Source organism: Streptosporangium sp. NPDC049644 (assembly GCF_040675205.1).
Taxonomy (GTDB): Bacteria; Actinomycetota; Actinomycetes; order Streptosporangiales; family Streptosporangiaceae; genus Streptosporangium; species Streptosporangium fukuiense.
Window position 1 is genome coordinate 96,020 of record NZ_JBFAOJ010000019.1, and the last position, 26,655, is coordinate 122,674.

Consider the following 26,655-nt stretch of genomic DNA (forward strand, 5'->3'; position numbering starts at 1 on the left):
CGTAGTTGGGCATACGCCCCTTAATGGACTATGGACTATCCCAGGGCACAGTCCCAGTCAAGGAGGGCGCTATGAGTACAAAAGTGGAGTCGGAGTCGATCGCCACCGACCTCGACGACCACGCGCTGGAACCTGTGCCCGCGCACCGGCGCAAGTCCCTGATCCAGATGATCATCGTCCAGATCGGCTGGAACATCAGCGTCAGCAGCTTCCTCGTCGGCGGTGTCGTGGGAGGCGGGACCACCTTCGGCGAGGGAATGGCAGCGATCCTCGTCGGCAACCTGGTCCTGGTGGCCGTGTCCGCGCTGATCGGACTGGTCGGCTACCGGACCGGTCTGTCCAGCTACCTCGCCGCCAGGGTCGTCTTCGGCCGCCAGGGCGCCGTCGTGGTCTCGTTGCTGCTCGGTGTGATCGCCATGGGGTTCATCGGGGTGCTGATGGACACCTGGAGCGGGGCGGTGCACAAGCTGATTCCGGCGATCCCGCCGTGGGCCTTCATTCTGGCGTTCGGTGCCGCCATCACCACGACGGCGATCTTCGGGTTCAAGGGGCTGGCGAAGTTCTCCGCGATCGCGGTGCCCATCGAGGTCGCGATCGCGCTGCTGGCGCTCTTCAAGATCGGCGGCGGGGACGGCGGATTCGCCGAGGTGGCCGCCCAGCAGCCCGCGGTGCCCATCGGTTTCGCCGTCGCGGTCGGCGCCGTCATCTCGACGTGGGTCACCGGCGCCGCGCTCGTCGGGGACGTGACGCGTTTCGCCTCCCGCGGCCGCGACGTGATCATCTCCTGCTTCGCCGGATTCGTCGTGGGCGCGGGCGTCTTCGAGATCATCGCCACCGTCTCGGCCATGTCCGTGGGCAACAGCAACTTCGTGCTGGTCATGCAGGGACTGGGCCTGCTGGCCCCGGCCGCGGTGATGCTGGTGCTGGCCCTGTGGAACACCGCCGACAACAACCTCTACTCGGCCTCGCTCGCCTTCACCAACGCCTCCAACACCCTGGGGCTGCGGGTCGGCAAACCCACCTGGACGATCATCTCGATCGTCATCGCGGTCCTGGTCGCCTTCGCCGGCCTGGCCGCCCAGTTCCTTGTCTTCCTGAACGTCATCGCGATCATCGCACCGCCGTTCGCCGGCGTGCTCATCGCGCACTTCTGGATCCTGGCCCGCCACCGCACGGGCGACCAGCTGCTGGAGTCGGCACCGGCCGTGCGGGCCGAGGCCCTCGTGGCCTGGGTCGTGGCGGCGCTGCTGGCGAAGTACACCGACGTCCTGCTGACCGACGCGATCGAGGGGTTGGTCTACGGGTTCGTCTGCTATGCCGTACTGGGCTGGGCGGTGACCGCTCTCAGGCGGAACGCCCCGGTCCCGGTCACGGCCGACGCACGGGAAGGAGATGTTCGATGAGATTCGGTCTGGGGGTGCCCACGGGCACGGAGGGACTGATGTATCCCGTCCCCTACGCCGACGCCGCCGAGGCGGTCGAGCTGGCAGTCCAGGCCGAGCGGCTGGGATTCGACTCGGTCTGGGGCAACGACCACGTGACCACGCAGGGCTACGTGCGCGAGGAGTTCGACACTCCGCCCCGCTACTACGACCCGTTCGCCTATCTGAGCTACGTCGCGGCGCTCACCAGCCGGATCCGGCTGGCCACGGCGATCATGGTGCTGCCGTTCCGCAACCCGGTGGTGGCCGCCAAGCAGGTCGCCACCCTCGACCGGCTGTCCGGAGGCAGGGCCGTGCTGGGCGTGGGCATCGGCGCCTACCGCGAGGAGTTCGAGGCGATGAACCCCGGGCGGCGCATCAACAGGGGCGAGCACGCGGCCGAGGCCATCCAGGCGCTCAACGCGCTGTTCACCGAGCGGCGGGCCTCCTTCAAGGGGCGCTGGGTCGAGTTCGAGGACGTGGAGTCCTACCCCAAGCCGGCACAGCCCGCGCTGCCGATCCTGTCCGGCGGCAACGCGCCGGGCTCCCGCACCCGCGCGGCGCTGCACGCCGGCGGGTGGCTGCCCGCCTGCCTCACCCCCGGCGAGGTGGCCGCGGGCATCGCCGACATCAGGGCGCAGGCGGCGGCCGCGGGCCGCGAGCTGCCCGGCGGGTTCGAGGTCGCGCTGCAGGTGGCGGTCTGCGTGGCGCCCACCCATGAGGAGGCCTGGCGCAGATTCCGCGCCTCCCAGCTCCACAACCACATGGTCTCGCTGTCCGGCACGACGCTGAAGGACCAGGGCGTCTCCGACCTGGCGAGCCGCAACCTCATCGGCACTCCGGACAGCGTGGCCGAGCAGATCGCCGCCTACCGGCAGGCCGGCGTCGACACCCTCGCCGGGCTGCTGTTCGCGGCCGACACCGTACCGGAGACGCTCGACGCCATGCACGAGTTCAGCGAGACCGTCATCGCCAAGCAGGCGGGAGGGCAGCCATGAGCACCGTCATGAGCACCGTTCCCCCCGCCCCGGACGTCGACCTGCGCCGGCTGGCGTCGGAGCGGGTCGCCCGGCTGCGTGGTGCCCTGGCCGAGGCTCCGTTCGACGCCGTCGTCCTCACCACTCCGGAGAGCGTCCTGTACGCCACCGGCTACCGCAGCGTGGCCGGGGCGCTGTTCCGCGCCCACCGGATGGCGGCCGTGGTGACCGGCGACGACTGCTGGCTGGTATGCCCGGCCGCCGACACCGCCCCCGCGGTGGACGGCGGCGTGCCGGAGGACCGGGTGGTGCCGTTCGGCCGGTTCTACTTCGAGTCGTCCGGTCCCACGCCCCTCACCGGTGCCGCCGACCGGCACCCCGACCTGTACGCGGCGCTCGCCACCGCGACCCGCGCCGCCGGGGCGGGGCTCCGTTACGGCGTCGAGGGGCTCGACGGCGACCCGGCCCTGCGCGAGGCCGCGGGCGACCCCGCCGCTGCCGACGCCACCGGCTGGGCGAGCCTGGTCCGCGGAGTGAAGCTCCCCGGCGAGGTGGCGCTGCTGCGCCACGCCGCCCGGCTCGCCGAGGCCGGAGTCCACGCCGCTCTGGAGATCGCCGTGGCGGGAGTGACCGAGCACGAGCTCGCCCGGGCGGTGGCCGCCACGATGGTCACCGGGGGCGCCGAGCCCCGCTTCGTGGTGGCGACCACCGGCCCGCGCTCCGCCCTGGCCGACGCCCACCCGACCGACCGGCGCTGGCGCCCCGGCGAGCTGGCCCGTTTCGACATCGGCTGCCTGTACGCCGGCTACTGGTCCGACATCGGACGCACCGCGGTGCTCGGCGCGCCCGACGCGCGCCAGGCCGGTCACTACGCGGCGATCCTCGCCGGCCTGGACGAGCAGGTCGCCCTGACCCGCCCCGGCGTGACCGCCTCGGAGGTCTTCGACGTCGCGATGCGGACGGTGCGGCAGGAGGGGGTCACGCCCTACCGCCGCCAGCACTGCGGGCACGGCATCGGCCTCGCCGTCTACGAACCGCCCATCGTCTCCCCCGGCGTGGAGACGGCGCTGGAACCGGGCATGACATTCTGCTTCGAGACGCCGTACTACAACCTCGGATGGGGCGGGATGATGGTGGAGGACACCCTGGTGGTGACCGGCGACGGAGCGGAGCTGTTCACCCGCTCGCCGAGGGAGCTGACGGTGGTGCCGGCATGACCCCGGCCTCCCGCTACCTCGGCCGGCTTGCCTGCCAGCGGTGCTCGGCGACCTACCCCGACCCCTCACTGGAGCTCGTCGGGCGCGGCTGCCCGGCCTGCGAGAAGGAGGGGGCGCCCGCCAACGTGCTCCCGGTCTACGACCTCGGCGGCCTGCGCGGCCTGCCCTGTGACCCCGCCCAGCCGGGGCTGTTCCGCCACCGCGCGCTGCTGCCGCTGGACGGTGCCACACCCGCGGTGAGCCTGGGCGAGGGCGGCACGCCGCTGGTGCCGCTCCCCCGCACCGCCGAACGCCTCGGGCTCGGCGCGGTCCTCGTCAAGGACGAGACCCGCAACCCGACCTGGTCCTACAAGGACCGGCTGGCCGCCGTGGCGGTCACCAAGGCCGTGGAACTGGGCGCCCCCGCGGTGGTCGTGGCGAGCACCGGCAACCACGGGGCGGCGGTCGCCGCCTACGCGGCGCGCGCGGGGCTGCCCTGCGTGGTGCTGACCGTGGCGGCGGTACCGGCCACGATGAAGACCCTCATGCAGGTGTACGGTGCTCGCGTCGTCGCCCTGGAGAACCCCCCGGATCGGTGGCGTCTGATGCGGCGGCTCGTCGAGGAGCGGGGCTGGCTGGCGATGTCCGGGCACGCCGACCCGCCGGTGGGGTCCATCCCCTATGGCATCGACGGCTACAAGACGATCGCCTACGAGATCGTCGCCGACCTCGGCCGGACTCCCGACCACGTGGTCGTGCCCGTCGCCTACGCCGACGGGCTGGCCGGGATCCGGCGCGGCTTCGCCGACCTCGTGGAGGCCGGGCTGGCCGACCGGATGCCGGTCCTCGTCGCGGCCGAGCCGTTCGGCCCGCACGGCACCGCTCTGGCCGCCGGCACGGACACCGCGGGACCGGTGCCGATCACCTCGTCGGTCGCGTTCTCCATCGCCTCGCCGTACGGGACCTTCCAGGGCCTGGCCGCGCTGCGGGCGACCGGCGGCCGGGCGGTGTCCGTCCCCGACGACGCGCGCATCCTCGGCGCGCAGGGCAGGCTCGGCCGGGAGGCCGGCCTGTACCTGGAGGCCTCGTCCGTCACCGCGCTGGTCGCGGTGGAGGACCTGGCCGGTTCCGGCGCGCTGCCCGCCGACGCCACGGTGGTCGTGGTCGGCACCTCCACCGGCCTGAAGGACGTCGGGGCCACCGCCGCCACCCTGCCGCCGGTGCCCGTCGTGGAACCCACGCCCGCCGCGCTCGACCGGGGGCTCGCCGCACTCGACCGGCGGGGCGGCGGCCTCGGCGCGGAGGGCGACCGATGAGACTCGCGTTCTCCATCTCCGGGCACCGCGACGCCGCCTCCGCCGTCGCGGTCGCCAGACTCGCCGAGGACGCCGGGTTCGACACCGTGTGGATCACCGAGGACTACTGCGAGCGCGGCGCCTTCGCGCTGGCCGGCGCGATCGCCGCGGTCACCGGGCGGATCCGGGTGGGCATCGGGGTGGTCAATCCCTGGACCCGCCACCCGGCGCTGATCGCCATGGAGCTCGCCGCCCTGGAGGAGATCAGCGGCGGGCGCGCGATCCTCGGCCTCGGCGCGAGCAACTCCCGCTGGATGACCGACCAGCTCGGCATCCCCTTCGACCGGCCGATCGGCCGCCTGGCCGAGGCGGTCGACGTCGTCAGGGCGATGATGACCGGCGAGCGCGTCGACCACCGGGGCGAGCACTTCCGCGTGTCGGCCGGGCTGTCCTTCACCCCGCCACGCCGCACCCCGCCGATCGTGCTGGGGGTCAAGGGTCCGCGGGCGCTGGCCCTGGCCGCCGAGCGGGCGGACGGCCTGCTGCTGTCCATCCTCTCCTCCGCGCCCTACGTCTCCTCGGTCCGCGAGCGCGTCGGAGCCGGGGTGGAACTGGCCGCCTACGTCGGCCTGTCGGTGGGCGAGGACGCGCGCGCGGCCCGCGACCGGCTGCGCCCCATGGTGGCGACCTACCTCGGCGTGCACGGCGACCACGAGATCACCAGAACCGCGGGACTCGACGCGGGGTTGTGCGCCGCGTTCCGCGAGGGGTGGCTTTCCGACGCTCCGCGCACCGACCTCGTCGACGACGCGCTGCTCGACCTGTTCGCCGCCGCCGGGACGGCCGCCGACGCCGCCGCGTCACTCGGCCGCCTGGCCGCCGCCGGCCTGGACGTGGCGGTCGTCCGCGACGACCCCGACACCGATCCGGGACGGCTCATGCACGCGGCCGTCCTCGCCACCGGCCGCTGACCCGCCTTCTCGGCCGGCCCGCCGGGACCTACCGCTCCCGGCGGGCGCTCACCGTCCATACCGGCCCGCTATGACGGATAACCCGCACGGCGCGCGAAGCGTCCCCACCAGCGAGGCTGGAGGTTATTCGATGGCATCATCCGAGATGGTCGCGGACCAGGACCTCCGTCTGGAGCTGATCCTGGTCGAGGTACTGCACCACGAGGCCGAGCACCTGGTGACCGGCTGAGCGCCCCGGTCCCGGCTCCAACGGGGGGAGCCCGGACCGGAGTCGTCCGGACGGACGACCGGGGCGTTCCACGCCGGGACACAGCCGATCGATCACGACGCCGAGGCCGGCGGCGAGCTGCTCCACACCCCGCGGACCTGTCTGCGGCTGGATTCCGGACAGCACACGACGTCCCAGGCTCTGCACACGCACCGCGACAGCCCGCGATACCGGCTCGCCCAGATCGGCAAGCTGCTCCAAGCCGGCCTGGACCACCTTGACACCTCGCTGATCCGCGACCTGGCGTACCGGGCGTACGACCCGGTGGGCGGGTGACGCCGGCTCAGCGGTCGCCCTCGCCGCGTGCGGCGAGGGCCTCGCCCAGCTCGTCGGCGTGCCGCAGGGTACGGATCAGGAACGGCACCGCGAACGCGATGACCGAGCGCTGCGCCCCACGGGCCCTCGCCGCCTCGCCCACCTCAGCGGCGATCTTGGACAGCACGGCCACCGACTGCAGGGTGAGCCCGACGAGCAGGCCGACCCGGTCCGGACGCACCCCGAACCGCCGCAGCGACCGCAGCCCGCGCCCGACGGCGGACACCACGTCGTCGACCCTGGTGGTGATCGTGAACAGGTTCGCCGCGGTCAGCGCGGCCACGATCCGCAGGCATACCAGCACGGCCGCGTCCAGGCCGAGCAGCCACCACTGCAGCGCGAACATGAACGCCACCAGCGTCCCGAGCGTGCGGGCGAGGCGCAGGCAGCGCCCGGGCGAGACCCGTGCCAGCGCGTATCCCAGGACCACGACGGCGCAGATCCCGCCGAGCCAGGCGGGAGAGCGCAGGACGAACACCACCGCCGCGAGCCCGAGCAGGGCGAGGAGCTTCCAGCCGGCCGGTGTCCGGTGCAGCGGGCTCGATCCCGGCTCGTACCATCCGCCCACCATCAGCCGACGAGCTTCCGGTAGTGGCGCAGCGCGGGTTCCGGCTCGTCGTCGGCCACCACCCGGCCCCCGTCGAGCACGATCACCCGGTCGAAGTCGCCGAGCAGGTCGAGATCATGGGTAACCAGCACCACCCGCTGCCTCAGCCCCGCGAGCAGGGCGCAGAACCGCCTCTTGTTCCGCAGGTCGAGCAGCGTCGTCGGCTCGTCACAGACGAGCACGTCGGGGTCGAGCACGAGCATCCCGCACAGCGCGAGCAACTGCTTCTGCCCGCCGGAGAGCTGGTGCGCGGGGTGGTCCGCGTAGCCGCCGAGCCCGTGTTCGGCCAGGATCTCGGCCGCCCGCGCGGCCCGCTCCCCGGCGGAAAGCCCGCTGCGCCGCAGGGAGAAGGCGACGTCCTCCCCCGCGGTCGGCATCACGATCTGGCTGTCCGGATTGGTGAAGACGAACCCGACGCGCCGCCGTACCTCACGGCCCTTGCGGCTCGGGTCGAGCCCGTCGACCAGCACCCGGCCCGCGCTCGGCAGCACCAGGCCGTTGATCATGCGGGCCAGGGTGGACTTGCCGGAACCGTTCGCGCCGACGAAGGCCACCCGCCGCTCGGACAGGCGGAGGTTCACCTCGGACAGCACGACCCGCTCGCCGTAGCTGTGCCCGACATTCTCGAACTCGATCACGGAGCCGTCTTCCACCTCGTCCGGGAGCGGGGGATCACGAGCGTCATCCGGTCCGCGTCACCGGTCTCGCCGACAGGCCCGGCAGGGCGCGATGCACCACGCCGGCGATCAGCGCGGCGGCCACCACCTTGACCAGATCACCCGGCACGAAGATCAGCGACTGCAGCGCGGCCGCCGGCAGGTCCCCGATGTACACGCCGAGGAAGGGGATGCCGATCAGGTAGTCGGCGGCCAGCCCTGCCACGTTGGCCAGCAGCAGCACCGGCAGCCCGACGCGCCTGGCGCGCGACACGATCAGACCTGCGACCAGCGCCGACAGGACCCAGCCGATCAGGAATCCACTGCTCGGCACGGAGAACGAGGCGATACCACCCCGCCCGCCGGAGAGCAGCGGCAGGCCGATCGCGACCAGCCCGAGGAACAGCACGACGGACGCGGCGCCACGGCGTGCGCCCAGGATGCTGCCGGCCAGCAACGGTCCGGCGTTCTGGATCACGATGGGGACGCTCGAACCGCCGACGTAGATTCCGGGAAAGATCCCGAGCACTGCGATGAAGGCGGCGAAGACGACCGTACGGGCAAGATCGACGGCGGGCAGGGGGGAGTGGGACTCTGACACAGAGGACACGATATCCGCTGGTCATCCAACAGATACAGCGGTCCTTCCCCGGCCGGTCGCGGCGCCTCCTCCCAGCGGGAGGGCACGTCCCTTCGGCCGTCCGCCGTGACGGGCGGTCCATTGCGAAACGCTTGCAAGATGAATGTTTCATGCTCGTCGCACGCCTTTTCGAAGCTTTGGCAGGTCATCCCCGTACCGGAAGTCGGCGCTGGTGGCCGCCTACCTTCGAGCGGCCGCCGATGTGATACTTCCGGTGCCGGGAAACACACTTCGTTGATGCCGCAGGAGAATTGATGCGCAGAGTGCGAGCTTTACTCGTTTCGGTCTTCCTGGCCACCGGCCTGGCATTGTCCGTTGGCGTGCTGCCCGCGCAGGCCGCCACACTCAGGAACGTCTACTACTACGACTGGGACTGCCACCGGGTCGGGAACCTCGGCATCCAGGAGGGCTGGTGGACCTCCTACACCTGCACCCCTCAGAACGGCCTCTGGTTCCTCTACGCGTGACGCCTCCCCGGCACGCCCGCCTGCCGGCCGGCTGCCGGGAGCGGAGGATCCAGGACCCGGCGGTCGCTCCGGTGGCCGCCGGACCAGGACGCGACGTCCGATCCGGCGGCCACCGCGCGTCACGGGCGTGCGAGAAGGGTCGCGATCCCCTGCCCCACGCCGACGCACATCGTGGCGATGGCGTGCTCGTGTCCCTCGTCGGCCATGGTCATCGCGGCGCTCAGCGCCAGGCGGGCGCCGCTCATGCCGAGCGGGTGGCCGAGCGCGATCGCGCCACCGTGCGGGTTGACGTGTTCGGCGTCATCGGGCAGCCCGAGCCCGCGCAGCACCGCCAGGGACTGGGCGGCGAAGGCCTCGTTGAGCTCGATGGTCCCGACCCGGTCCAGGCCGACACCGGTCCGCTCGGTGAGCCGCCGCACCGCGGGTACCGGGCCGATGCCCATGACCCGCGGCGCCACGCCCACGCTCGTCGTCGCGACGATCCGCGCCAGAGGTTCCAGGCCGTGGCGTGACACCGCCCGCTCCGAGGCCAGGAGCAGGGCGGCGGCGCCGTCGTTGACCCCTGAGGAGTTGCCCGCGGTGACGGAGCCCCCCTCGAAGAGGGGCCGCAGCGCGGCGAGCCGCTCCAGCGAGGTCTCGCGGGGATGCTCGTCGTCGGCGACGATCACGGGGTCGCCCTTGCGCCGGGGCACCGGCACGGGGACGATCTCGCGCCCCAGACGTCCGCTCGCCTGTGCCTTCGCCGCCCGTTCCTGGGAGCGCAGCGCGAAGGCGTCCTGGTCCTCGCGGCTGATGCCGTGGTCGTCTGCGACGTTCTGCGCGGTGCGCGGCATGGCGTCCGTGCCGTACGTCCGCTGCATCTCGGGGTTGACGAAGCGCCAGCCGATCGTCGTGTCGTGGATCTCCGCGGTACGGCCGAAGGCGGTGGCCGCCTTCGGCTGCACGAACGGCGCCCGGCTCATGCTCTCCGTGCCGCCCGCGATGACGAGGTCGGCGTCGCCCGCGACGATGGCGCGGGCTCCATATGCCACGGCGTCGAGGCCGGACCCGCAGAGCCGGTTCACCGTCACCCCCGGCACGGCCACCGGCAGGCCGGCCAGCAGGGCGGCCATCCGGGCGACGTTGCGGTTGTCCTCCCCCGCCTGGTTGGCGCAGCCGAAGACGACCTCGTCGGTCGCCTCCCAGTCGATACCGCCGTACCGGGTGGTCAGCTCGCGGACGACGTGGGCCGCGAGGTCGTCGGGGCGTACCTCGGCGAGGGCGCCGGCGTACCTGCCGACAGGGGTGCGGACCCCGGAGACGAGGTAGGCGGCGCGGGTGGCGCTCATCCGCGGCCTCCGAAAGAGCGCGCGCGGCCCGCACCGGTGAGCGCCCGGTCCTCCCCCTTGGTGATGAGCGGCGGTACGCCGGTCCCGTGGAGCTCGGCCATCGGCTGTTCCTTCCGGATCGATTCCGCGCGACCCGTGCCGGTAGCGCCTGGCCTTGCCAAGATACTCAGGCACTCCGTGATCGATTCACTCGGCCTGTACCTAGCCGCTCATCGGCCTCGGCCGAGCGGTCACACCGAGCACGGCGATGACACCGGGTCCCAACCGTTCTACGGAGCCAGCGCCGGTGGCGGGGTGCGCTCTCGCCTGAGGGGGGCGCCCCGGTGCCGTGGACCGTTCACGGCACCGGGGCGGGCCGGCCTCAGCCGACGCGGCAGGAGCGGGACATCGACCGGGCGGATGTCGCGTCGGGCCGTGGAACCCCGCGGGGGCCGCGACGACTGGTCCACCGGGCATTCGCCGACGGCGGTGCCCGGCGTCGGCGGCCCGCCGGATATCAGGTGGTGCAGTTCGTGCCGTTGAGGGTGAACGATGCCGGTACACCGGTGTTGCCGGTGTGGCCGGCCTGGAAGCCGAACGAGGTCGAACCGCCCGCCGGGATGGCCGCGTTGTAGCTCATGTTCCTCGCGGTCACGGCGCCGCTCCCGGGCGTGATCGTGGCGTTCCACGCCGAGGTGACGGTCTGGCCCGAAGGAAGCGTGAAGCCCAGGGTCCAGCCGTTGATCGCGGAGCTGCCGGTGTTGGTGACGATCACCGAGGCGGTGAGGCCGGTGTTCCACGCGTTGGTGGTGTAGGCGACCCGGCAGGGCGCGGTTCCCGGGGTGGGGGTCGGGGTGGGGGTCGGGTTCGGCGAGGGCGTGCCGTCCAGGCCGAAGAACGAGACGACCATCGCGGCCTGGCCGCCCAGCGGCAGGTTGTGCCCCACCCCCTGGAGGCTGATGGCCTCGACGGCGGACCCGTACCGGGTGCGGGTCCAGGTCGGCTGGGGATTGTCGGTGGAGGTGGGGGTCTGGGAGAGGCCGTGGACGTTGGTCCACTGCTTGATCTCCTCGGTGAAGTTCGGGTAGCGCAGCGTCGTGTCCTCGGTGCCGTGCCAGACCTGCATCCTCGGGCGCGCCCCCGTGTAGCCCGGATAGGCACCGCGGACCAGGTCTCCCCACTGCTGCGGCGTCTTCGTCACCTGCCCGTTGGCGCAGGCGCTGTTCCACGTCGAGCCGTCGGTCGTGGCGAAGCAGCCGAACGGCACACCCATGAACGCCGCCCCGGCCTTGAACACATCGGGGTAGTCGCCCAGCAGGACGTTGGTCATCATGCCGCCGGAGGAGGCGCCCGTGACGAACACCCGGCCGGTGTCGGCGTTGTAGCGGGACGTCACGTAGTTGACCATCGACACGATGCCGACGGGGTCGCTGTTGCCGTTGCGGGTGAGGGCTCCGGGCGAGTAGACGTCGAAGCAGGAGCCACTGCGGGTGGCCGACGGGTAGATGACGATGAAGCCGTACCGGTCGGCCAGCGACGCGAACTCGGTGCCGGAGTAGAACGCCGGCCCCGACCCGGTGCAGTAGTGCACGGCCACCAGGATCGCGGGACGCGCGGCGACGTTGTTCGGGACGTACAGGTGCATGCGAAGGTTGGTCGGGTTCGTGCCGAAGCCTGTCACCTCGACGAGCGAGGCGGCCCCGGCTGGCGGCGCCGTCATCAGGCCGACGGCGACGAGCAACGCCGCCACGATGCCCAGGAGTCGTTTCATCTGCTCTCCTCTTCTTGAAACCTTCTGAGCATCACAGAAATATTTCAACCATCAAGCGCCATTAAGATCACATCAAGCTGACCTGGAAATGCGTAATCAGGGGAGTGAAAGTTTCGGAATACCTCACATCTGAATGGCCGTCAGAACGCGGTGGAGCCGCGCCGAGAGCGCGCACCAGATACGCTCACCGATCACTTCGGACACGACGCCGCTCGTGGAGGTTCAACGGCATGCGGATCCCGCTGCCCGACGGCGCGGGCTTCGAGATCGAGAGGCGGTGGGGGCACATCGGCCGGCCGGTGCCCGCGACCCTGGTCTACGCGCTGGGCGCTCCCGGGCGGAAGTGACAGGCGGCGCACGACGACACCCATCAGCCTGCCCGGCGCCACGTAGCCGGACTGCCGTGAGTCGTACGACCATTTCGGATTGTCGCCGAGAACGACGAGGTGGCCGGCGGGAACGGTCGGCTCGGGAACGGAACGCAGCGCCGGGCACTCTCGCCGCGGCACGAGGTCGCCGGGAACCGCGATCGCCCGCTTGATCATCCATCGGGGAACATCGACGCGGACGGGATCCTCAGGCGATCCCCGGCCGCCCGCCTCGGCTTCCAGTTCCTGCCGCGCGCGGTCAGGTAGCGCGGCGAAGACCACGACCTGGCCGGGCCGCACTGCGGGGACCGGGACCCGTCGGATCAGCACCCGCTCGCCGTCACCGTAGGTGGGATGCATGCTCAGCCCGTTCACCGTGATCACTACGTAGCGACGGCGCAGCCACAGCAGTGTGGCGGCGGCGAGGAGCAGTGGACCGCACACCGCCACGACGGCGACCGGCCGGGCGCTCATCGCCGCTCCCCGCTGAGATCGGCGGAGTCCACCGGGGTCTCCCGCGCGGCGACGTAGCCGGCCGCCTGCAGGGCGAACATCCGGGCGTAGGCGCCGCCCGCGGCCATCAGTTCCGGGTGGTCGCCCTGTTCGATGATCTCCTCGCCGGAGATGACGACGATGAGATCGGCGTCCCGTACGGCGCCGAGCCGATGGGTGATGAGCACGCTGGTACGACCGGCTCGCACCTGCCGCAGCCTCGTGTGGACGTCGTGCTCGGCCTCGGCGTCCAGTCCGGCGCTGGGCTCGTCCAGAATCATCAGGTCCCGGTCTTCGCGCAGGAAGGCCCTGGCCAGCGCCACCCGCTGCCACTGCCCGCCCGACAACGTGACGCCGACCTGCGGGTCGTCGTCGATGGACGCGCTCGCGAACGTCCGGGTCAGCAGCGTGTCGTAGCCGTGCGGCAGCGCCGCGAGGGTGTAATGGACGCCGGCGTGGCGGGCCGCGCCCTCGATCCGGGAGGTGTCGCCGATCGCGCCCAGATCGCCCATCGCGATGTTGTCCGCGGCGCTGAAGTCGTACGCCACGAAGTCCTGGAAGACCGCGCCGACGCGCTCACGCAACTCGGTGACGGGCACATCCCGGATGTCCACACCGTCCCACCGGATCGTGCCCTTCGTCGGGTCGTAGAACCGGCACAGCAACTTGACCAGCGTGCTCTTACCGGCCCCGTTGCGGCCGACCAGCGCCACCGAGCGGCCGTACGGGATGTACAGGTCGACGCCGCGCAGCACCCAGGGATGCTCGTCGCTGTAGCGGAACCACACGTCGCACAACTCGATGCCGTGGCGCAGCGGCGGCAGACTCCGCGATGCCACCGGCTCCGGGAGATCCGGGCAGGCCCCGACGATCGCGACGTAGTGATCGAAGAGCAGCAGTTGCCGATGAGTCATGGCGGTGGTGCGAACCAGGCCGCCCAATGCGCTCTGCACACCGGCCGTCGCCGCGACGAAGACGGACACGTCGCCGACGGTGAACCCCTGCCGGCCCGCGACCACCAGGATCCAGATCAGCCCGCCGCCGGAGATGAGCGCCGACGCCAGAGCCAGGACGCCCTGGGTGGCCAGCTCCCGCCGGTCCATGTCCCGGTGCGCGGCGTCGGCCGTCCGCAGCTGGTCGTTCATCCGGCCGCGCAGGTAGGGGCCGAGGCCGAACAGCCGGATCTCCTTGGCGGCGTCGACCGTCGTGAGCAGGTTGCCGTAGAAGAACCGCCACCGTTCGGCGGGTCCGATCCGCACCATCATCTCGGCCCGCCGCCGGGAGGCCCGGAGCTCGACGATCAGTGCGGGAATCGCGGCCGCCACGACGACCGCCGTGAACACCGGGCTGATCACCGCCAGCGAGCCGACGAATCCGGTGAGGGTGATCGCGTCGCGGCCCAGACCGAACACCGAGTTCACGATCTGCCCGGCCGAGTCGGCGCTCCGCTGCGCGAGCCGCAACCGGTCCAGGAAGGCCGGGTCCTCGAACCTGCCCAGGCCGGCGAACCCCTCCACGGCGGTGAACAGCTCGTCCTGGGCACGCAGTCCGACCCGCCGGTCCACCTCTCCCTGCAGATACCGGCCGAGTTGCGCGCTCACCGCGCCGATCACCCCGACGCAGGCCAGGCCGATCGCGAGACCGACCACGACGCCGACCGGTCCCGGGGAGACCAGGCGGTCGAGAACAATCTTGGTTGACCACGCCGCCACGATCGGGATGACTCCGCCTGCCACGGCGATCGCCGAGAAGCCCAGCATCTGGCCCGGTGCGGAACGCCACACCAGCCGCAGCGCCTTCGTCCCGCTGACCAGCAGTGCCCGTCGGCCAGGCCGGACACCGCCGGGGGCGGCCTGGCCGACGCTCACGACTGCGCCGCGACCAGGAGCCGGTCCAGGTCGGATGTGACCGCCCGCACCACGCCGTCGGCGTCGACCAGGCAGAACGCCGGGAAGGCATGCACCGTGAAAGCCGTCGCCACAGGGTGCTCCTCGCCCTCCAGCACGACCCGGGCGACCGGTGCCAGCGCCTCGGCCATCTCCTTCGCCTCGACGCCCCCCGACTGTGTTCCCGCCGTTCCCGCCGTTCCCGCCGTTCCCGCCGTTCCCGCAGGCTCCTTGGTCTCGTCGACGACGACCGCGAGGATCCGCTGCCGGTCAAGAGACCGTTCCCGGGCGAGCTCGACGAAGACCGGCACCTTCTCCCGGCACGGCCCGCAGCCGGGGCTGAAGAAGGCCACCACGGTCTCCCCGGCCAGCAGGTCGCGGGAGACCGGCTCGCCGTCAGTGGTCGTCGCGGCGAACTCACCGACCCGCTCCCCGAGCACCGGGAAGGGATCGTTGCTCCGGGAGTCACCCAGGAGTTTTTCCAGGTGCGCCGTGTGCTCCCGGAGCCGCCGGATGACTCCGAAGGTCAGCAGCAGATCCAGCAGGCACAGCATCCCCACCAGGAGCACCGCGGCGGTGAGAAACGGCATCGTGTTCCCTTCGCTATGATTCCCGGCGCTCGTTGGCGGGGGTCACGAACAGATCGGCCAGGTCATCGAAGCGGACCACCAGCGCGGCGGCCACCAGCGCGGCACCGACCGCGATGGCCACGCCGGCGGGGTGAACCCGCTCCCCACGCCCTTCGGCTGTGATCAGTCCGCCGAGTGCGACCGCCAGCAACACCCCATTGCGCACCAAATGCCGACGAGAGAGCGGTGCCGATGACGGGCCGAAACACCGGCATTCCGTACGGACACCGCGGCGCAGGGTCGCCACGATGGCCACGCTGAAGCAGAGGAGCAGGAGAGCCGCCACGCCGAACCCGGCACGGGCGGTCGACGGCAAGGCGACCAGCACGGTGATCGCCACCTCGGCGGCGACGACCATCATCCCTGCGGTCCTGGCTGCGGTGCCGCTCACCTGAGACGCCCGGACCGAGGTGGCGAGCAGCGTCCGCGTCGCCGCCAGGAACTCGCCGAACGCCTTGCGGCTGCGCACCTTACTCAACGCCGACAGCGCGAAGACGGCGACGGTCAGGCAGGCGCAGCCGATGGAGAGGTAGTTCACCGAGGTCAGCAGCAGGCGTCCCAGTCGCTGCACCGCAGGCAGGTCCCACCGGACGTGCAGTCGGTGCAGCGGTAACACTTAACGCAGTTCTTGCAGCTGTAGTAATAGTTGTAAGCGCAGTTGCACGTACAGCTTCCGGCGGAAGCCTCCGCCCTGGGGACGAAGCGGGTGAGTAACCGGTCGCTGAGCCTCTCGATGACCGACAACACAGGTCTCTCCTTCACACCTTCAGGTTGGGTTTCGTCGGCAGGCTGGAGGGACTCGACGGGCGGCGGTCGCGAGTCCGATGGGCCGGAATGGCCTTGCGCCAGCCTGTCAAGCCACCCGAAATGAAACACTAAGTCCGCAATATGGTTAAGGAGAGTACATATCGGGTTTCTAGACGATGTCACCATATTTTTACCCCTGTGGACTTTCGCGTCAAGAGGTATGTTCTGTGACCGGATATTAGATTTTTGCTAGCCAATTCAGGTCATTGATTCACTCCGTAATACACCAGTATCGCCAGAAACGCCCCCCGGGGTTTCGGCTGACGTTCACGCTGTCGGCGCTCGTCGCGCCTTCTCCGCCACCGCCGAGATCTCAAACTCGCCGGTAGCGGATCGCGGCCGCGCAAGGCCGGTCGCCCCTTTTCAGCCAGGACCAAAAGGTGTTGCGGCCGGAATTCGATCGGGGCACTCTTACCGCCGGGGGCACGGTGGCGTCGGTGCGGCAAAGGACGGACACGCGGGCCGACGCTTCGCCTCGCAGGCTGTGTCCGAAGGCCTTCAGGAAAGCCTGGGCCGCGTATCCGCTGAAGATCTCACCGACGCCACCGGAACCCCCGACAGACAACGACGGCCACCTCGCCGATCTCCAGGACAGTGGCAGCACGAAGTCCAAGCCCCGTCGTCGGCGGCTTTCGCACTGAACGGAACCGCCTGCACCACCCTTCGAGCCCGCCCCGGAGCCGGATCGGCCTGGAGCGCTTCGTTCGGAAGTGGTCACGAGCTCACGGCCGGGCGCCTTGCGATCCGCCGCCGAAACCGGTGACCTCACCGGTCAGAAACGGATACTTTGTCGCTCGGCGACTCCGCGCGAGGCAGGATCCCGGTCGTCCGAACTCCCCGGGGTGTCCCAGGCGTCCGAGGGAGCGGCCACGACCGCGACAGCCGTGATCACAAGACCTCTGCCCACCAGCCAGCGACCGGAGAACTCCGTCAACTCGACACCGTCGCTCAGCCTCGGTCCCTCGCCCAGCAGCCGGGCCTGGAAGCCGCCCCAGACCGGATCGAAGGTGATCGACGCCTCCGTGAAGTCGAGGCGCGGTTCCCGCAGCGGGGCCAGTGGGAACCACGCCTTGTAGACGGACTCCTTGGCGCTGAACAGCAGCCGGTCCCACCGCACCGATGGGTCGCGCCGCAGCAGGTCCGTCACCCGGCGCAGCTCCTCGTCGACCGTGATGACCTCCAGGACACCGGAGGGCAGCGGCTTGTTCGGCTCGGCGTCGATCCCCAGGGTCGCGACGTCGTCGGCCCGGGCGACGGCGGCGGCACGGTATCCGGCGCAGTGGGTGATGCTGCCGACGACCCCCGAGGGCCAGACCGGTGCGCCCTTCGCTCCCGGCAGCACCGGCACCGGCGGGTATCCCAGATGGCCCAGGGCGTCGCGGGCGCACCAGCGCGCCGTGGTGAACTCGCGGCGGCGCTTCTCCACCGCCCCGCTGATCACTGCCTCCTCGGCGAGGAACAGGGCGCACGGCCGCGAATCGTCGAACGCCTCCGACGAGATGATCCCGCAGGGCAGCAGAGCCTCGATCATGGCGTGAGTTCGGAGGCCGGTGCGGCCGGCCGTGCCGGACGGGAGGCCCCGCCCCGATTCTCGGCGCAGGCGACATGCGGGGCGATCACCGGCGCCTTCATGATCTGGCCGGCTTCCGCACGACCCGGAACGGTGACGGGTTCACGACAGGCCGAGCTCGTTGTCGAGGATCTCGAACATCTCGCTGTCCGTGGCCGAATCGAGGTCGAAGTCCGTGCCGCTGGAATCGTGCGACAGCGCCGCCCATTTGGCCTTCAAGATATCCAGCCGCGCCGCGACCTGCTTGTGCACATCGATGTCGACGGTCATCTCGGTGAAGGCCTTCTCCAGTTTCGCGAGCTCGGCCAGGAGCGCCGCGGACCCCGTCAGCTCGGTCAGGCCGAGCCGGTCGAGCAGGTGGTCCACGAGAGCGAGCGGCGTGGGGTGGTCGAACACCAGGGTGACCGGCAGGCGCAGCCCGGTGGCGCCGTTCAGCCGGTTGCGCAGCTCGACGGCGGTGAGCGAGTCGAAGCCCAGTTCCTTGAAGGCGCGGTCCGGTTCGACGGAGTCGGCTCGGGCATGCCCGAGCACGCCCGCCACCTGGACGCGTACGAGATCCAGGAGCACCTCGGCACGCTCGGCGGCACCGAGCGTGGTCAGGCCGCGCACCAGGGTCTCCGGTTCCTGTCGCCGCCCGCCCGTGGCCGTACGGCGCCTGGCGGATACCAGGCCCCGCAGCAGCGGCGGAACGTCCTCACCCGCCCGCAGCGCCGGCAGGTCGAGCCGGACCGGCGCCAGCACCGGGCGGTCCACGGCGACGGCCGCGTCGAACAGCCGGAGCCCCTGCCTCACCGACAGCGGGCGGATACCCGCGCGCGCCATCCGCCGCCGATCGGTGTCGTCAAGCCCGCCGGTCATGCCACCGGTCATCCCGGTGTCCTGCGCCCAGGGCCCCCAGGCCAGCGACGTCGCGGGCAGCCCGGCGGCCCGCCGGTGGTGGGCCAGGCCGTCGAGGAAGGCGTTGGCCGCGGCGTAGTTGCCCTGTCCCGCGCCCCCGGCCAGGCCGGCCACCGACGAGAAGAGCACGAACGCGGTGAGATCCATGCCCTGGGTGAGCTCGTGCAGGTGCCAGGCGGCACCCGCCTTGGGCAACAGCACGGTGTCCAGCCGCTCAGGCGTCAGGGAGGGAATCGTCGCGTCGTCCAGCACCCCTGCCGCGTGGACGACCGCGGTCAGCGGATGCTCGGCGGGGACGGCGGCCAGCAGTCCTGCGAGCGCGTCCCGGTCGGACACGTCGCACGTGGCGATGGTGACCTCGGCACCGTACCTGGCCAGCTCGTCCCGCAGCGCGGGGGCGCCCGGCGCCTCCGGCCCCCGGCGGCCCGCCAGCAGCAGATGCCGTACCCCGTGCCCACTCACCAGATGCCGCGCCACCTCGACGCCGAGACCGCCCGTACCACCGGTGATCAGCACCGTGCCCTCGGGGTCCCACCGCCGTGCGGTGTCGCCGTCGTCCTCGCCCGGCGCCACCGGCGCCAGGCGCGCCACGCTCAGCACCCCGTCGCGCACCGCGACCTGCGGCTCACCGCAGGCCAGCACGGCCGACAGCAGCGCCTTGGACGGCTCCCCCGGCAGGTCGAGGTCGACGAGCACGAACCTGCCGGGGTCCTCCGCCTGCGCGGCACGGACCAGACCCCACACGGCGGCCCCCGCCAGGTCGATCACACGGCCGTGGTCTGGGACGTGGTCCGGGTCGTGGTCTGGGACGGTGACCGCGCCGCGCGTCACCACGATGAGAGGGGTGTCGCCGAACCGGTCCTCCGCGAGTCGGCGCTGCAGGAGGCCCAGAACTCGGGCGGTGGACTCGCGCACCGCGGCGACGACGTCCATGGGTCGGGCGGAGTCCGCGGTGAGGAACGAGCCCACATCCACGGCCACGGCACGCGGCGCACCGTCCCGCACCGCGTCCGGTGCCCCCGCCGGCCGGGCGGCGAGCAGGCCGTCCGGCGCGGCGAGGTCCCCGGTCAGCACCGCCATGTCCAGCACCGTCACGTCCAACTCCGCGACGGAGATCGGCTCCTCGGACAGAGGTGTCCACTCCAACTGGAACAGCGCGTCCCGTGGTGCTCGACGGTCACCGTCGGCGGCCGGCCCGCCGGGCGGTGCCGGGCGTGACACCAGCGACTCGGCGGTGAGCACGGGCGCTCCCGCCAGGTCCACCGCGGTCACCGACACCGCGTCCGCACCGGTCCTGGTCACGCGCACGCGCAGTATCGTCGCACCGCCGGCGTGCAGGTGCACCCCGCCCCACGCGAACGGCAGGCGTCCCGCCTCAGGCTCGGCCGCCTCCAGGAACGGCACCGCGTGCAAGGCGGCGTCCAGCAGCGCCGGGTGCACGCCGTACGCGTCGGCGTCGCCGACCTGCTCCGGCAGGGCGATCTCCGCGAACACCTCGTCGTCGCGCCGCCAGACCGCGCGCAGCCCCTGGAACACCGGCCCGTAGGCGAACCCGCCTTCGGCGAACCGGTCGTAGAGGCCGTCCAGCTCGACGGCGGACGCTCCCCGCGGCGGCCACACCTCGGTGTCGAACTCCCAGGCCCGGCCCGCGGTCGCGCGGTCGCCGCCGGAGAGAACACCGGTCGCATGCCGTACCCATGGCTCGTCATCGGCGGCGTCGGCGGGCCGCGCGTAGACGCCGAGCTCGCGGTGGCCCGACGCGTCGGGCGCGCCCACCGACACCTGTACGGCCATCGCGTCCCGCTCGCCGAGCACGAGCGGGGCGGCCATGGTGAGTTCCTCCACCCGGTCGCACCCGGCCTGGTCTCCGGCCCGGATGGCGAGTTCCAGCAACCCCGCGCCGGGGAAGACCACCGCCCCGCCGACGGCGTGGTCCGCGAGCCACGGGTGCGACCGCAGCGAGAGGCGGCCGGTGAGCACGACGCCGTCCGACCCGGCCAGCTCCACCGCCGCTCCCAGCAGCGGGTGCGCCGCCGCGGCGAGCCCGAGCTCCCGGGCGTCTCCGACCCGCCGCCCGCTCGGCCAGAACCATCGATGCTGGAAGGCGTACGTCGGCAGGTCCACCCGGCGGGCACCGGCGAACGCGGTCCCGAACACCGCCGGCCAGTCCACCGCGACACCGTGCGTGTGCAACCTCGCCACCGCCGTCATGATGGCGGTCTGCTCGTCGTGGTCCCTGTGGAGCGCCGGGACCAGCACCGCGCCCACCTGGGTCGGCCCAGCCGACACGGTGTCCTCGGCCATCGCCGTGAGCACCCCGTCGGGTCCCAGTTCGAGGTATGCGGTGACCCCTTGCCTCTGCAGCGTCCCCACGCCGTCGGCGAACCTGACCGCGCCCCGTACCTGCCGCACCCAGTAGTCCGGCGAGCACAGCTCCTCGGCCGATGCCGGCTCGCCGGTCACGTTCGAGACCACCGGGATCCGCGGCGGCGCGAAGACCAGGCTCTCGGCCACCCGCCGGTACTCCGCCAGCATCGGCTCCATCAGCGGCGAATGGAACGCGTGGCTCACCCTCAGCCGCGTCGTCCTGCGCCCTTCGGCCTCCAGCCGGGCGGCGATCCGGGCGACCGGCCCCTCGGCACCCGCGATCACCACCGAAGCGGGGCCGTTCACCGATGCGACGGAGACCTCGTTCTCGTGCCCGGCGAGAAGCGGCAGCACCTCCTGCTCCGGAGCCTGGACGGCGACCATCGCCCCGCCCGGCGGCAGCGCCTGCATCAGCCGGGCGCGCGCCGCCACCAGCCGGCACGCGTCCTCCAGCGACAGCACACCGGCCACGTGCGCGGCCGTGATCTCGCCGATCGAATGCCCGGACAGGAAGTCCGGCTCGACGCCCCAGGACTCCACCAGCCGGAACAGCGCCACCTCCAGCGCGAACAGCGCCGGCTGGGTGTAGCCGGTCTGGTCCAGCAGCCCGGTGTCGCCGAACATCACCTCGCGCAGCGGGTGGTCCAGTTCGGGATCCAGGTGGGCGAGCACGGCGTCGAAAGCCTCGGCGAACGCCGGGAACCGCTCGTACAGCCCGCGGCCCATTCCGGCCCGCTGCGCGCCCTGCCCGGTGAACAGCAGCGCGAGCCTGCCCGGCCGCGTGCCACGTCCGTGGACCACCCCGGGCGCCGAATGCCCGTCCGCCACCGCCGCCAGGCCCGCCGGCAGCTCGTCCCGGTCACCGGCCAGCACCACCGCCCGATGCTCGAACGCCGAGCGGGTCGTCGCCAGCGAGAAGCCGATGTCCACGGGGGAGGCGTCCGGATCGTCCTGGATCCGCGACAGCAGGCGTGCCGCCTGGGCCCGCAGCGCGTCACTCGTCTTCCCCGAGAGCAGCAGGGGCACCACACCCGGTACGGCACCCGGCGCCGAACCGGTTGCCGCGTCCACGGTCGGCGGCACCTGTTCGAGGATCACGTGTGCGTTGGTCCCGCTGATGCCGAACGACGACACCCCGGCCCGCCGTGGCCGCCCGACCTGTGACCAGGGGCGGTGCTCGGTGAGCAGCTCCACCGCGCCCTGGCCCCAGTCCACGTGCGACGAGGGCGCGTCCACGTGCAGCGTGCCCGGCAGCACTTCGTGGCGCATCGCCATGACCATCTTGATCACACCGGCGACGCCCGCGGCGGCCTGGGTGTGGCCGATGTTCGACTTGATCGAGCCCAGCAGCAGCGGGCGGTCATCCGGCCGGTCCTGCCCGTAGGTCGCCAGCAGCGCCTGCGCCTCGATCGGGTCGCCCAGTCTCGTCCCGGTCCCGTGCCCCTCCACCACGTCCACGTCCGCCGCTGCCAGCCCGGCGCCGGCCAGTGCCTGGCGGATCACCCGCTGCTGCGACGGACCGTTCGGCGCGGTCAACCCGTTGGAGGCGCCGTCCTGGTTCACCGCCGACCCGCGCATGACGGCCAGCACCTGGTGGCCGTTGCGCCGCGCGTCGGACAGACGTTCCAGCACCAGCATCCCGACGCCCTCGGACCAGCCGACCCCGTCGGCGGCCTCGGAGAAGGACTTGCACCGGCCGTCGCCGGCCAGCCCGCCCTGAGCGCTGAAGTCGATGAACGCCCCCGGGGTGGCCATCACGGTCACCCCACCGGCCAGCGCCAGCGAGCACTCACCCGAGCGCAGTGCCTGCGCGGCCAGGTGCATCGCCACCAGTGAGGAGGAGCACGCGGTGTCCACGGTCACCGCCGGCCCTTCCAGGCCGAGCGTGTAGGACAGCCGGCCGGACACGACGCTGCCGGCCGTACCGGTGCCCATGAAGCTCACCACGTCCGGCGGGAAATCGGCGCTCGTCGCGTAGTCGTGGTACATGACCCCGGCGAACACGCCCGTGTGGCTGCCGCGCAGCGAGACCGGATCGATCCCGGCCCGCTCGACCGCCTCCCAGGACACCTCAAGAAGCAGCCGCTGCTGCGGATCCATCGCCAGCGCCTCACGCGGCGAGATCCCGAAGAACCCGGGATCGAACTCCCCGGCGTCGTGCAGGAAGCCACCCTCACGCACGTAGCTGGTGCCCCGGCGCTCGCGGTCGGGATCGTACAGCGACTCCAGATCCCAGCCACGAGAGGCCGGGAACGCCGAGATCGCGTCCGCGCCTTCGGTGACCAGCCGCCACAGGTCCTCGGGGGAGGTCACTCCGCCCGGGTACCGGCATGCCATCGACACGATCACCACGGGATCGTCACCGGCCGAGGTGTCCGTCTGCGCGACCGCCCGCGCGGCCACCGAGCCGCCGTGCTCGCCCAGCAACTCCGCCAGCAGGAACTCCGTCAGCGCCGTGACGTTCGGGTAGTCGAACACCAGTGTCGCGGGCAGGCGCAGCCCGGTGGCCGCGGACAGCCTGTTGCGCACCTCGACGGCGGTCAGCGAGTCGAAGCCCATGCTCTGGAAGCTGCTCAGCGGCTCGATCGCGTCGCCGTCCGCGTGGCCCAGCACCAGGGCGATCTGGTCGCGGACCAGCTCCAGCAGGGCGGCCGTCCGCTCACCCGCCCCGAGCGGCGCGACGCGATCGGCGAGCGCGGTCGCCGCCGCGGCCGTCGCCTGCCGGCGGGCCGACGACCGGACCAGCCCCCGGAGCAGGAATGGGACGTCCTGGCCGGTACGGAATGCCGCCAGATCCAGGCGGGCGGGCACCAGGGCCGGTTCGTCGCCCGTGACCGTCACGTCGAACACCGTCACGTCGAACAACGCCAGACCGTGATCCGGAGACAGCGGGAGCACCCCGCGCCTGGCGAGCCTGCCCATGTCGGCCTCGCTCAGGCCGCTGGTCATGCCACCGGCCTGGGCCCACGGTCCCCATCCCAGTGAGAGCCCCGGCAGGCCCTCGGCCCGGCGGCGGCGGGCGAGCGCGTCCAGGAAGGCGTTCGCCGCCGCGTAGTTGGCCTGGCCCGCCGTCCCGAACGTCCCCGCCACCGACGAGAACAGCACGAATGCGGACAGATTCTCGCCTCGGGTCAGCTCGTGCAGATGCCAGGCCGCGTTCACTTTTGACCGGAACACCGTCTCCAGGCTCCGTTCCGTCAACGTGCCGATCAGGCCGTCGTCCAGTACGCCCGCGGTATGTACCACCGCGGTCAGCGGGTGCTCGGCGGTCACCCCGGCCAACAGGCCGGCGACGGCGTCGCGATCCGCCAGATCGCATGCCACGACGGTCACGCGGGCACCGAGCCCGGTGAGCTCCGCCACCAGCTCGCCGGCACCCTCCGCCCGGTCACCGCGACGGCTCGCCAGCATCAGGTGCCTGATGCCGTGCGCGGTCACCAGGTGGCGGGCCAGCATGCCGCCCAGACCGCCGGTGCCGCCGGTGATCAGCACCGTGCCCGCAGGGTCCCAGGCCAGGCCCGATGGCTCAGCGGGTGGGAAGACCCGGGCCAGCCGACCGGCCAGCACGGCACCGTCCCGGATCACCAGCTGCGGCTCGGCGGCGGCCAGGGCCGGCGGCAGCGCGGCGATCGAGGCCGCCGACGTGCCCGCGTGGTCACGGTCGAGGTCGACCAGTACGAACCGGCCTGGGTGCTCCGCCTCGGCGGCACGCACGAGCCCCCACACCGTCGCCGCGGCCGGTTCGTCGCCGTCCACCGCACCCCGGGTGAGGAACGCCAGCCGCGAACCGGCGAACCGCTCATCGGCGAGCCAGCATCGCACCAGGTCCAGCACGGACGACGCCAGACTGTGCGCGGCCGCCGGCATCTCGTCGCCCGGGTCTCCGGCCACCGCTACCAGCACCGTGCGCGGCACGAGAGCACCGCCGTGGTACGCCTCTCCCAGCGACCGCAGGTCGGCACCTGTCCCGACGGGACCGCCCACGGCGGCGGCGAGGGCTTCGGCGAGCCCCCAGTCGTCCGGACCCACTACTGCCAGCGTGCTCGGCGACACCGCGGATACCGGCGGAGTCGGGGCGACCAGCGGGACCCAGTTCAGCCGGAACAGGGAGTCCCTGCCGATCGCCCGCGAGCCGGCGACCCGCTCGTCCGAGAGGGCTCGCAGGGTCAACGACCTGACCGAGGCCACCGGACCGCCCGCGCCGGCGATCGCGATCGACATCGCGTCCGGTCCGGCCCAGGACAACCGCACCCGGACCGCCGACGCCCCCGCCGCGTGCAAGGACACGCCCTCCCACGCGAAGGGCACCTTACGCCGGGCCTCCTCGCTCTGGTCGAGGAGCAGGCAGAGGTGCAGCACCGCGTCCAGCAGCGCCGGATGCACACCGAACGAACCCGCCTCGGCCGCGTCCTGCTCGGGCAGACCGATTTCGGCGTACATGTCCGAGCCGCATCGCCAGGCCGCGGTCAGACCGCGGAACGCCGGCCCGTAGTCGAAACCGTCCGCCGCCCGCCCCTCGTAGAAGCCTTCCAACGAGATCGGCTCCGCACCGGCCGGTGGCCACACCGTCGTGTCGAACGGCGGTGCGGCATCGGTGGCGGTAAGGGGCTCGTCGACTGCCAGGAGACCGCCCGCGTGTCGCGTCCAGGGGCGCTCCTCCTCGCCTTCCGGCCGCGCGTGCACGCTCAGTGGCCGCTGTCCTCTCTCGTCGAGCTCGCCCAGCCGCACCTGTAGCTGGACGCCGCCCTGTTCGGGCAGCGTCAACGGCGCGGCCAGGGTCAGCTCGTCCACCCGCGCGCAGCCGACCTCGTCACCGGCTCGGATCGCCAGTTCCAGGAACGCCGTCGCCGGTACCACCACCCGGCCCGAGACCACGTGATCGGCCAGCCACGGCTGGGAACGCACCGACAACCGGCCGGTGAAGAGCACCTCGTCGCCGCCCGCAAGCTCAACGGCGGCTCCCAGCAAGGGATGGTCCGGCGCGCCGAGCCCGGCGTCGGTCACATCGCCGGCGCGAGCGAGCGAAGGCCTCGGCCAGAAACGCCGGTGCTGGAAGGCGTAGGTGGGCACCTCCACCCGGCGGGCGCCGGGGAACACCGCACACCAGTCCACCGGCACCCCGCGCACGTGCAGGGCGGCCAGCGCCGTCATCACCGTGTTCGGCTCATCCCGGCCCCCGCGCAGCACGGGCACCAGCAGCACGTCCGGATCCGCCGCCCCTGTCCCGGTGTCGCGCGCCGAACCCGCGGGCGCGTCCGTACCGGCCTCGGCTGTCAGAATGTCCTGCGCCATGGCGGTGAGCACCCCGTCGGGGCCCAGTTCCAGATAGGCCCGCACACCCTGGTGGTGCAGGGTGCGCACGCCGTCGGCGAACCGGACCGCGCCGCGCACCTGCTCCACCCAGTAGTCCGGCGAGCACAACTGCTCGGCGGTGGCGGGTTCCCCGGTCAGGGTCGACACCACCGGGATCCGCGGCGCACCGTAGGTCAACGCCCCCGCCACCGCCCGGAAGTCCTCCAGCATCGGCTCCATCAACGGCGAATGGAACGCGTGCGACACCCGCAACCGCTTGGCTCGAACCCCTTGAGCCTCCAGGGCCGCGGCCACCTCCAGCACCGGCCCCTCCACCCCGGAAAGCACCACCGAGGCCGGGCCGTTCACCGCCGCGACCGACACCTCACCCTCACGCCCGGCCAGCAGCCCGGCGACCGCCTCCTCCGACGCCCGCACCGACACCATCGCCCCACC

18 protein-coding genes are annotated in these 26,655 nt (G+C 72.1%); 7 read left to right on the forward strand and 11 right to left on the reverse strand.

Annotated elements, in window-relative coordinates:
- Nucleotides 1-71 precede the first annotated feature (71 nt).
- The 6 genes from AB0J58_RS14295 to AB0J58_RS14320 all read left to right on the forward strand — a co-directional run bounded on the left by AB0J58_RS14295 (nt 72) and on the right by AB0J58_RS14320 (nt 6,404).
- Entirely contained in the window at nt 72-1,403 is a 1,332-nt protein-coding gene (locus tag AB0J58_RS14295; RefSeq protein WP_364214919.1) for a cytosine permease, read from the forward strand.
- Nucleotides 1,400-2,419 (forward strand): LLM class flavin-dependent oxidoreductase, encoded by a 1,020-nt coding sequence (locus AB0J58_RS14300; protein WP_364158667.1) that lies wholly within the window; start codon nt 1,400-1,402, stop codon nt 2,417-2,419. The genes AB0J58_RS14295 and AB0J58_RS14300 overlap by 4 nt, the downstream gene beginning before the upstream one ends.
- Nucleotides 2,416-3,615 (forward strand): Xaa-Pro peptidase family protein, encoded by a 1,200-nt coding sequence (locus tag AB0J58_RS14305; protein WP_364214922.1) that lies wholly within the window; start codon nt 2,416-2,418, stop codon nt 3,613-3,615. The genes AB0J58_RS14300 and AB0J58_RS14305 overlap by 4 nt, the downstream gene beginning before the upstream one ends.
- On the forward strand, nt 3,612-4,910 hold the full coding sequence (locus AB0J58_RS14310; protein WP_364214925.1) for a pyridoxal-phosphate dependent enzyme: 1,299 nt from the start codon (nt 3,612-3,614) through the stop codon (nt 4,908-4,910). The genes AB0J58_RS14305 and AB0J58_RS14310 overlap by 4 nt, the downstream gene beginning before the upstream one ends.
- The gene (locus tag AB0J58_RS14315; RefSeq protein WP_364158658.1) at nt 4,907-5,860 is read left to right on the forward strand and encodes an LLM class flavin-dependent oxidoreductase; all 954 of its coding nucleotides are present in this window, start codon (nt 4,907-4,909) and stop codon (nt 5,858-5,860) included. The genes AB0J58_RS14310 and AB0J58_RS14315 overlap by 4 nt, the downstream gene beginning before the upstream one ends.
- A 346-nt stretch (nt 5,861-6,206) precedes the next feature.
- Nucleotides 6,207-6,404, forward strand: coding sequence for a helix-turn-helix domain-containing protein (locus AB0J58_RS14320; RefSeq protein ID WP_364214966.1), 198 nt, complete (start codon nt 6,207-6,209; stop codon nt 6,402-6,404).
- 7 nt (nt 6,405-6,411) lie between these two features.
- Here the strand turns inward: AB0J58_RS14320 and AB0J58_RS14325 are convergent, their stop codons facing one another.
- From AB0J58_RS14325 to AB0J58_RS14335, 3 genes are read right to left on the reverse strand one after another with little or no spacing between them, the layout of a single operon-like run.
- Nucleotides 6,412-7,014 (reverse strand): energy-coupling factor transporter transmembrane component T, encoded by a 603-nt coding sequence (locus tag AB0J58_RS14325; RefSeq protein WP_364214928.1) that lies wholly within the window; start codon nt 7,012-7,014, stop codon nt 6,412-6,414.
- Nucleotides 7,014-7,688 (reverse strand): ABC transporter ATP-binding protein, encoded by a 675-nt coding sequence (locus AB0J58_RS14330; RefSeq protein WP_364214931.1) that lies wholly within the window; start codon nt 7,686-7,688, stop codon nt 7,014-7,016. Before AB0J58_RS14330 ends, AB0J58_RS14325 begins: the two co-directional genes overlap by 1 nt.
- Before the next feature lie 43 nt (nt 7,689-7,731).
- Complete coding sequence (locus AB0J58_RS14335) at nt 7,732-8,307, reverse strand: biotin transporter BioY (protein WP_364214934.1); 576 nt, start codon at nt 8,305-8,307, stop codon at nt 7,732-7,734.
- A gap of 293 nt (nt 8,308-8,600) precedes the next feature.
- Here AB0J58_RS14335 and AB0J58_RS14340 point away from each other — a divergent pair, with 293 nt between their 5' ends.
- On the forward strand, nt 8,601-8,813 hold the full coding sequence (locus tag AB0J58_RS14340; RefSeq protein ID WP_343982663.1) for a hypothetical protein: 213 nt from the start codon (nt 8,601-8,603) through the stop codon (nt 8,811-8,813).
- Between the two features lie 119 nt (nt 8,814-8,932).
- On the opposite strand, the gene pcaF is transcribed toward AB0J58_RS14340, so the two are convergent.
- From pcaF to AB0J58_RS14380, 8 genes are all read right to left on the reverse strand, one after another.
- Nucleotides 8,933-10,141, reverse strand: a complete 1,209-nt coding sequence (gene pcaF / locus AB0J58_RS14345) for a 3-oxoadipyl-CoA thiolase (protein ID WP_364214937.1) — start codon at nt 10,139-10,141, stop codon at nt 8,933-8,935.
- A gap of 496 nt (nt 10,142-10,637) precedes the next feature.
- Entirely contained in the window at nt 10,638-11,891 is a 1,254-nt protein-coding gene (locus tag AB0J58_RS14350; protein ID WP_364214940.1) for a PHB depolymerase family esterase, read from the reverse strand.
- 191 nt (nt 11,892-12,082) lie between these two features.
- Nucleotides 12,083-12,733 (reverse strand): S26 family signal peptidase, encoded by a 651-nt coding sequence (locus AB0J58_RS14355; RefSeq protein ID WP_364214943.1) that lies wholly within the window; start codon nt 12,731-12,733, stop codon nt 12,083-12,085.
- Entirely contained in the window at nt 12,730-14,619 is a 1,890-nt protein-coding gene (locus tag AB0J58_RS14360; protein WP_364214946.1) for an ABC transporter ATP-binding protein, read from the reverse strand. Before AB0J58_RS14360 ends, AB0J58_RS14355 begins: the two co-directional genes overlap by 4 nt.
- Nucleotides 14,616-15,227 (reverse strand): TlpA disulfide reductase family protein, encoded by a 612-nt coding sequence (locus tag AB0J58_RS14365; RefSeq protein ID WP_364214948.1) that lies wholly within the window; start codon nt 15,225-15,227, stop codon nt 14,616-14,618. Before AB0J58_RS14365 ends, AB0J58_RS14360 begins: the two co-directional genes overlap by 4 nt.
- A gap of 13 nt (nt 15,228-15,240) precedes the next feature.
- The gene (locus AB0J58_RS14370; protein WP_364214951.1) at nt 15,241-15,882 is read right to left on the reverse strand and encodes a MauE/DoxX family redox-associated membrane protein; all 642 of its coding nucleotides are present in this window, start codon (nt 15,880-15,882) and stop codon (nt 15,241-15,243) included.
- Nucleotides 15,883-16,845: 963 nt separating this feature from the next.
- Nucleotides 16,846-17,604: a 4'-phosphopantetheinyl transferase superfamily protein gene (locus tag AB0J58_RS14375; RefSeq protein ID WP_364214954.1), complete on the reverse strand. Its 759-nt coding sequence runs from the start codon at nt 17,602-17,604 to the stop codon at nt 16,846-16,848.
- 141 nt (nt 17,605-17,745) lie between these two features.
- A complete protein-coding gene (locus AB0J58_RS14380; RefSeq protein WP_364214957.1) occupies nt 17,746-26,637 on the reverse strand; it encodes an SDR family NAD(P)-dependent oxidoreductase in 8,892 nt (2,963 codons plus the stop codon).
- Between the last annotated feature and the right edge of the window lie 18 nt (nt 26,638-26,655).

What these genes read in the sequence shown, in the direction of transcription:
- AB0J58_RS14295 (WP_364214919.1), top strand. Translation starts at nt 72, where the DNA reads ATGAGTACAAAAGTGGAGTCGGAGTCGATCGCCACCGACCTCGACGAC.
- AB0J58_RS14300 (WP_364158667.1), top strand. Translation starts at nt 1,400, where the DNA reads ATGAGATTCGGTCTGGGGGTGCCCACGGGCACGGAGGGACTGATGTAT.
- AB0J58_RS14305 (WP_364214922.1), top strand. Translation starts at nt 2,416, where the DNA reads ATGAGCACCGTCATGAGCACCGTTCCCCCCGCCCCGGACGTCGACCTG.
- AB0J58_RS14310 (WP_364214925.1), top strand. Translation starts at nt 3,612, where the DNA reads ATGACCCCGGCCTCCCGCTACCTCGGCCGGCTTGCCTGCCAGCGGTGC.
- AB0J58_RS14315 (WP_364158658.1), top strand. Translation starts at nt 4,907, where the DNA reads ATGAGACTCGCGTTCTCCATCTCCGGGCACCGCGACGCCGCCTCCGCC.
- AB0J58_RS14325 (WP_364214928.1), bottom strand. Translation starts at nt 7,014, where the DNA reads ATGGTGGGCGGATGGTACGAGCCGGGATCGAGCCCGCTGCACCGGACA.
- AB0J58_RS14340 (WP_343982663.1), top strand. Translation starts at nt 8,601, where the DNA reads ATGCGCAGAGTGCGAGCTTTACTCGTTTCGGTCTTCCTGGCCACCGGC.
- pcaF (WP_364214937.1), bottom strand. Translation starts at nt 10,141, where the DNA reads ATGAGCGCCACCCGCGCCGCCTACCTCGTCTCCGGGGTCCGCACCCCT.
- AB0J58_RS14350 (WP_364214940.1), bottom strand. Translation starts at nt 11,891, where the DNA reads ATGAAACGACTCCTGGGCATCGTGGCGGCGTTGCTCGTCGCCGTCGGC.
- AB0J58_RS14355 (WP_364214943.1), bottom strand. Translation starts at nt 12,733, where the DNA reads ATGAGCGCCCGGCCGGTCGCCGTCGTGGCGGTGTGCGGTCCACTGCTC.
- AB0J58_RS14365 (WP_364214948.1), bottom strand. Translation starts at nt 15,227, where the DNA reads ATGCCGTTTCTCACCGCCGCGGTGCTCCTGGTGGGGATGCTGTGCCTG.
- AB0J58_RS14375 (WP_364214954.1), bottom strand. Translation starts at nt 17,604, where the DNA reads ATGATCGAGGCTCTGCTGCCCTGCGGGATCATCTCGTCGGAGGCGTTC.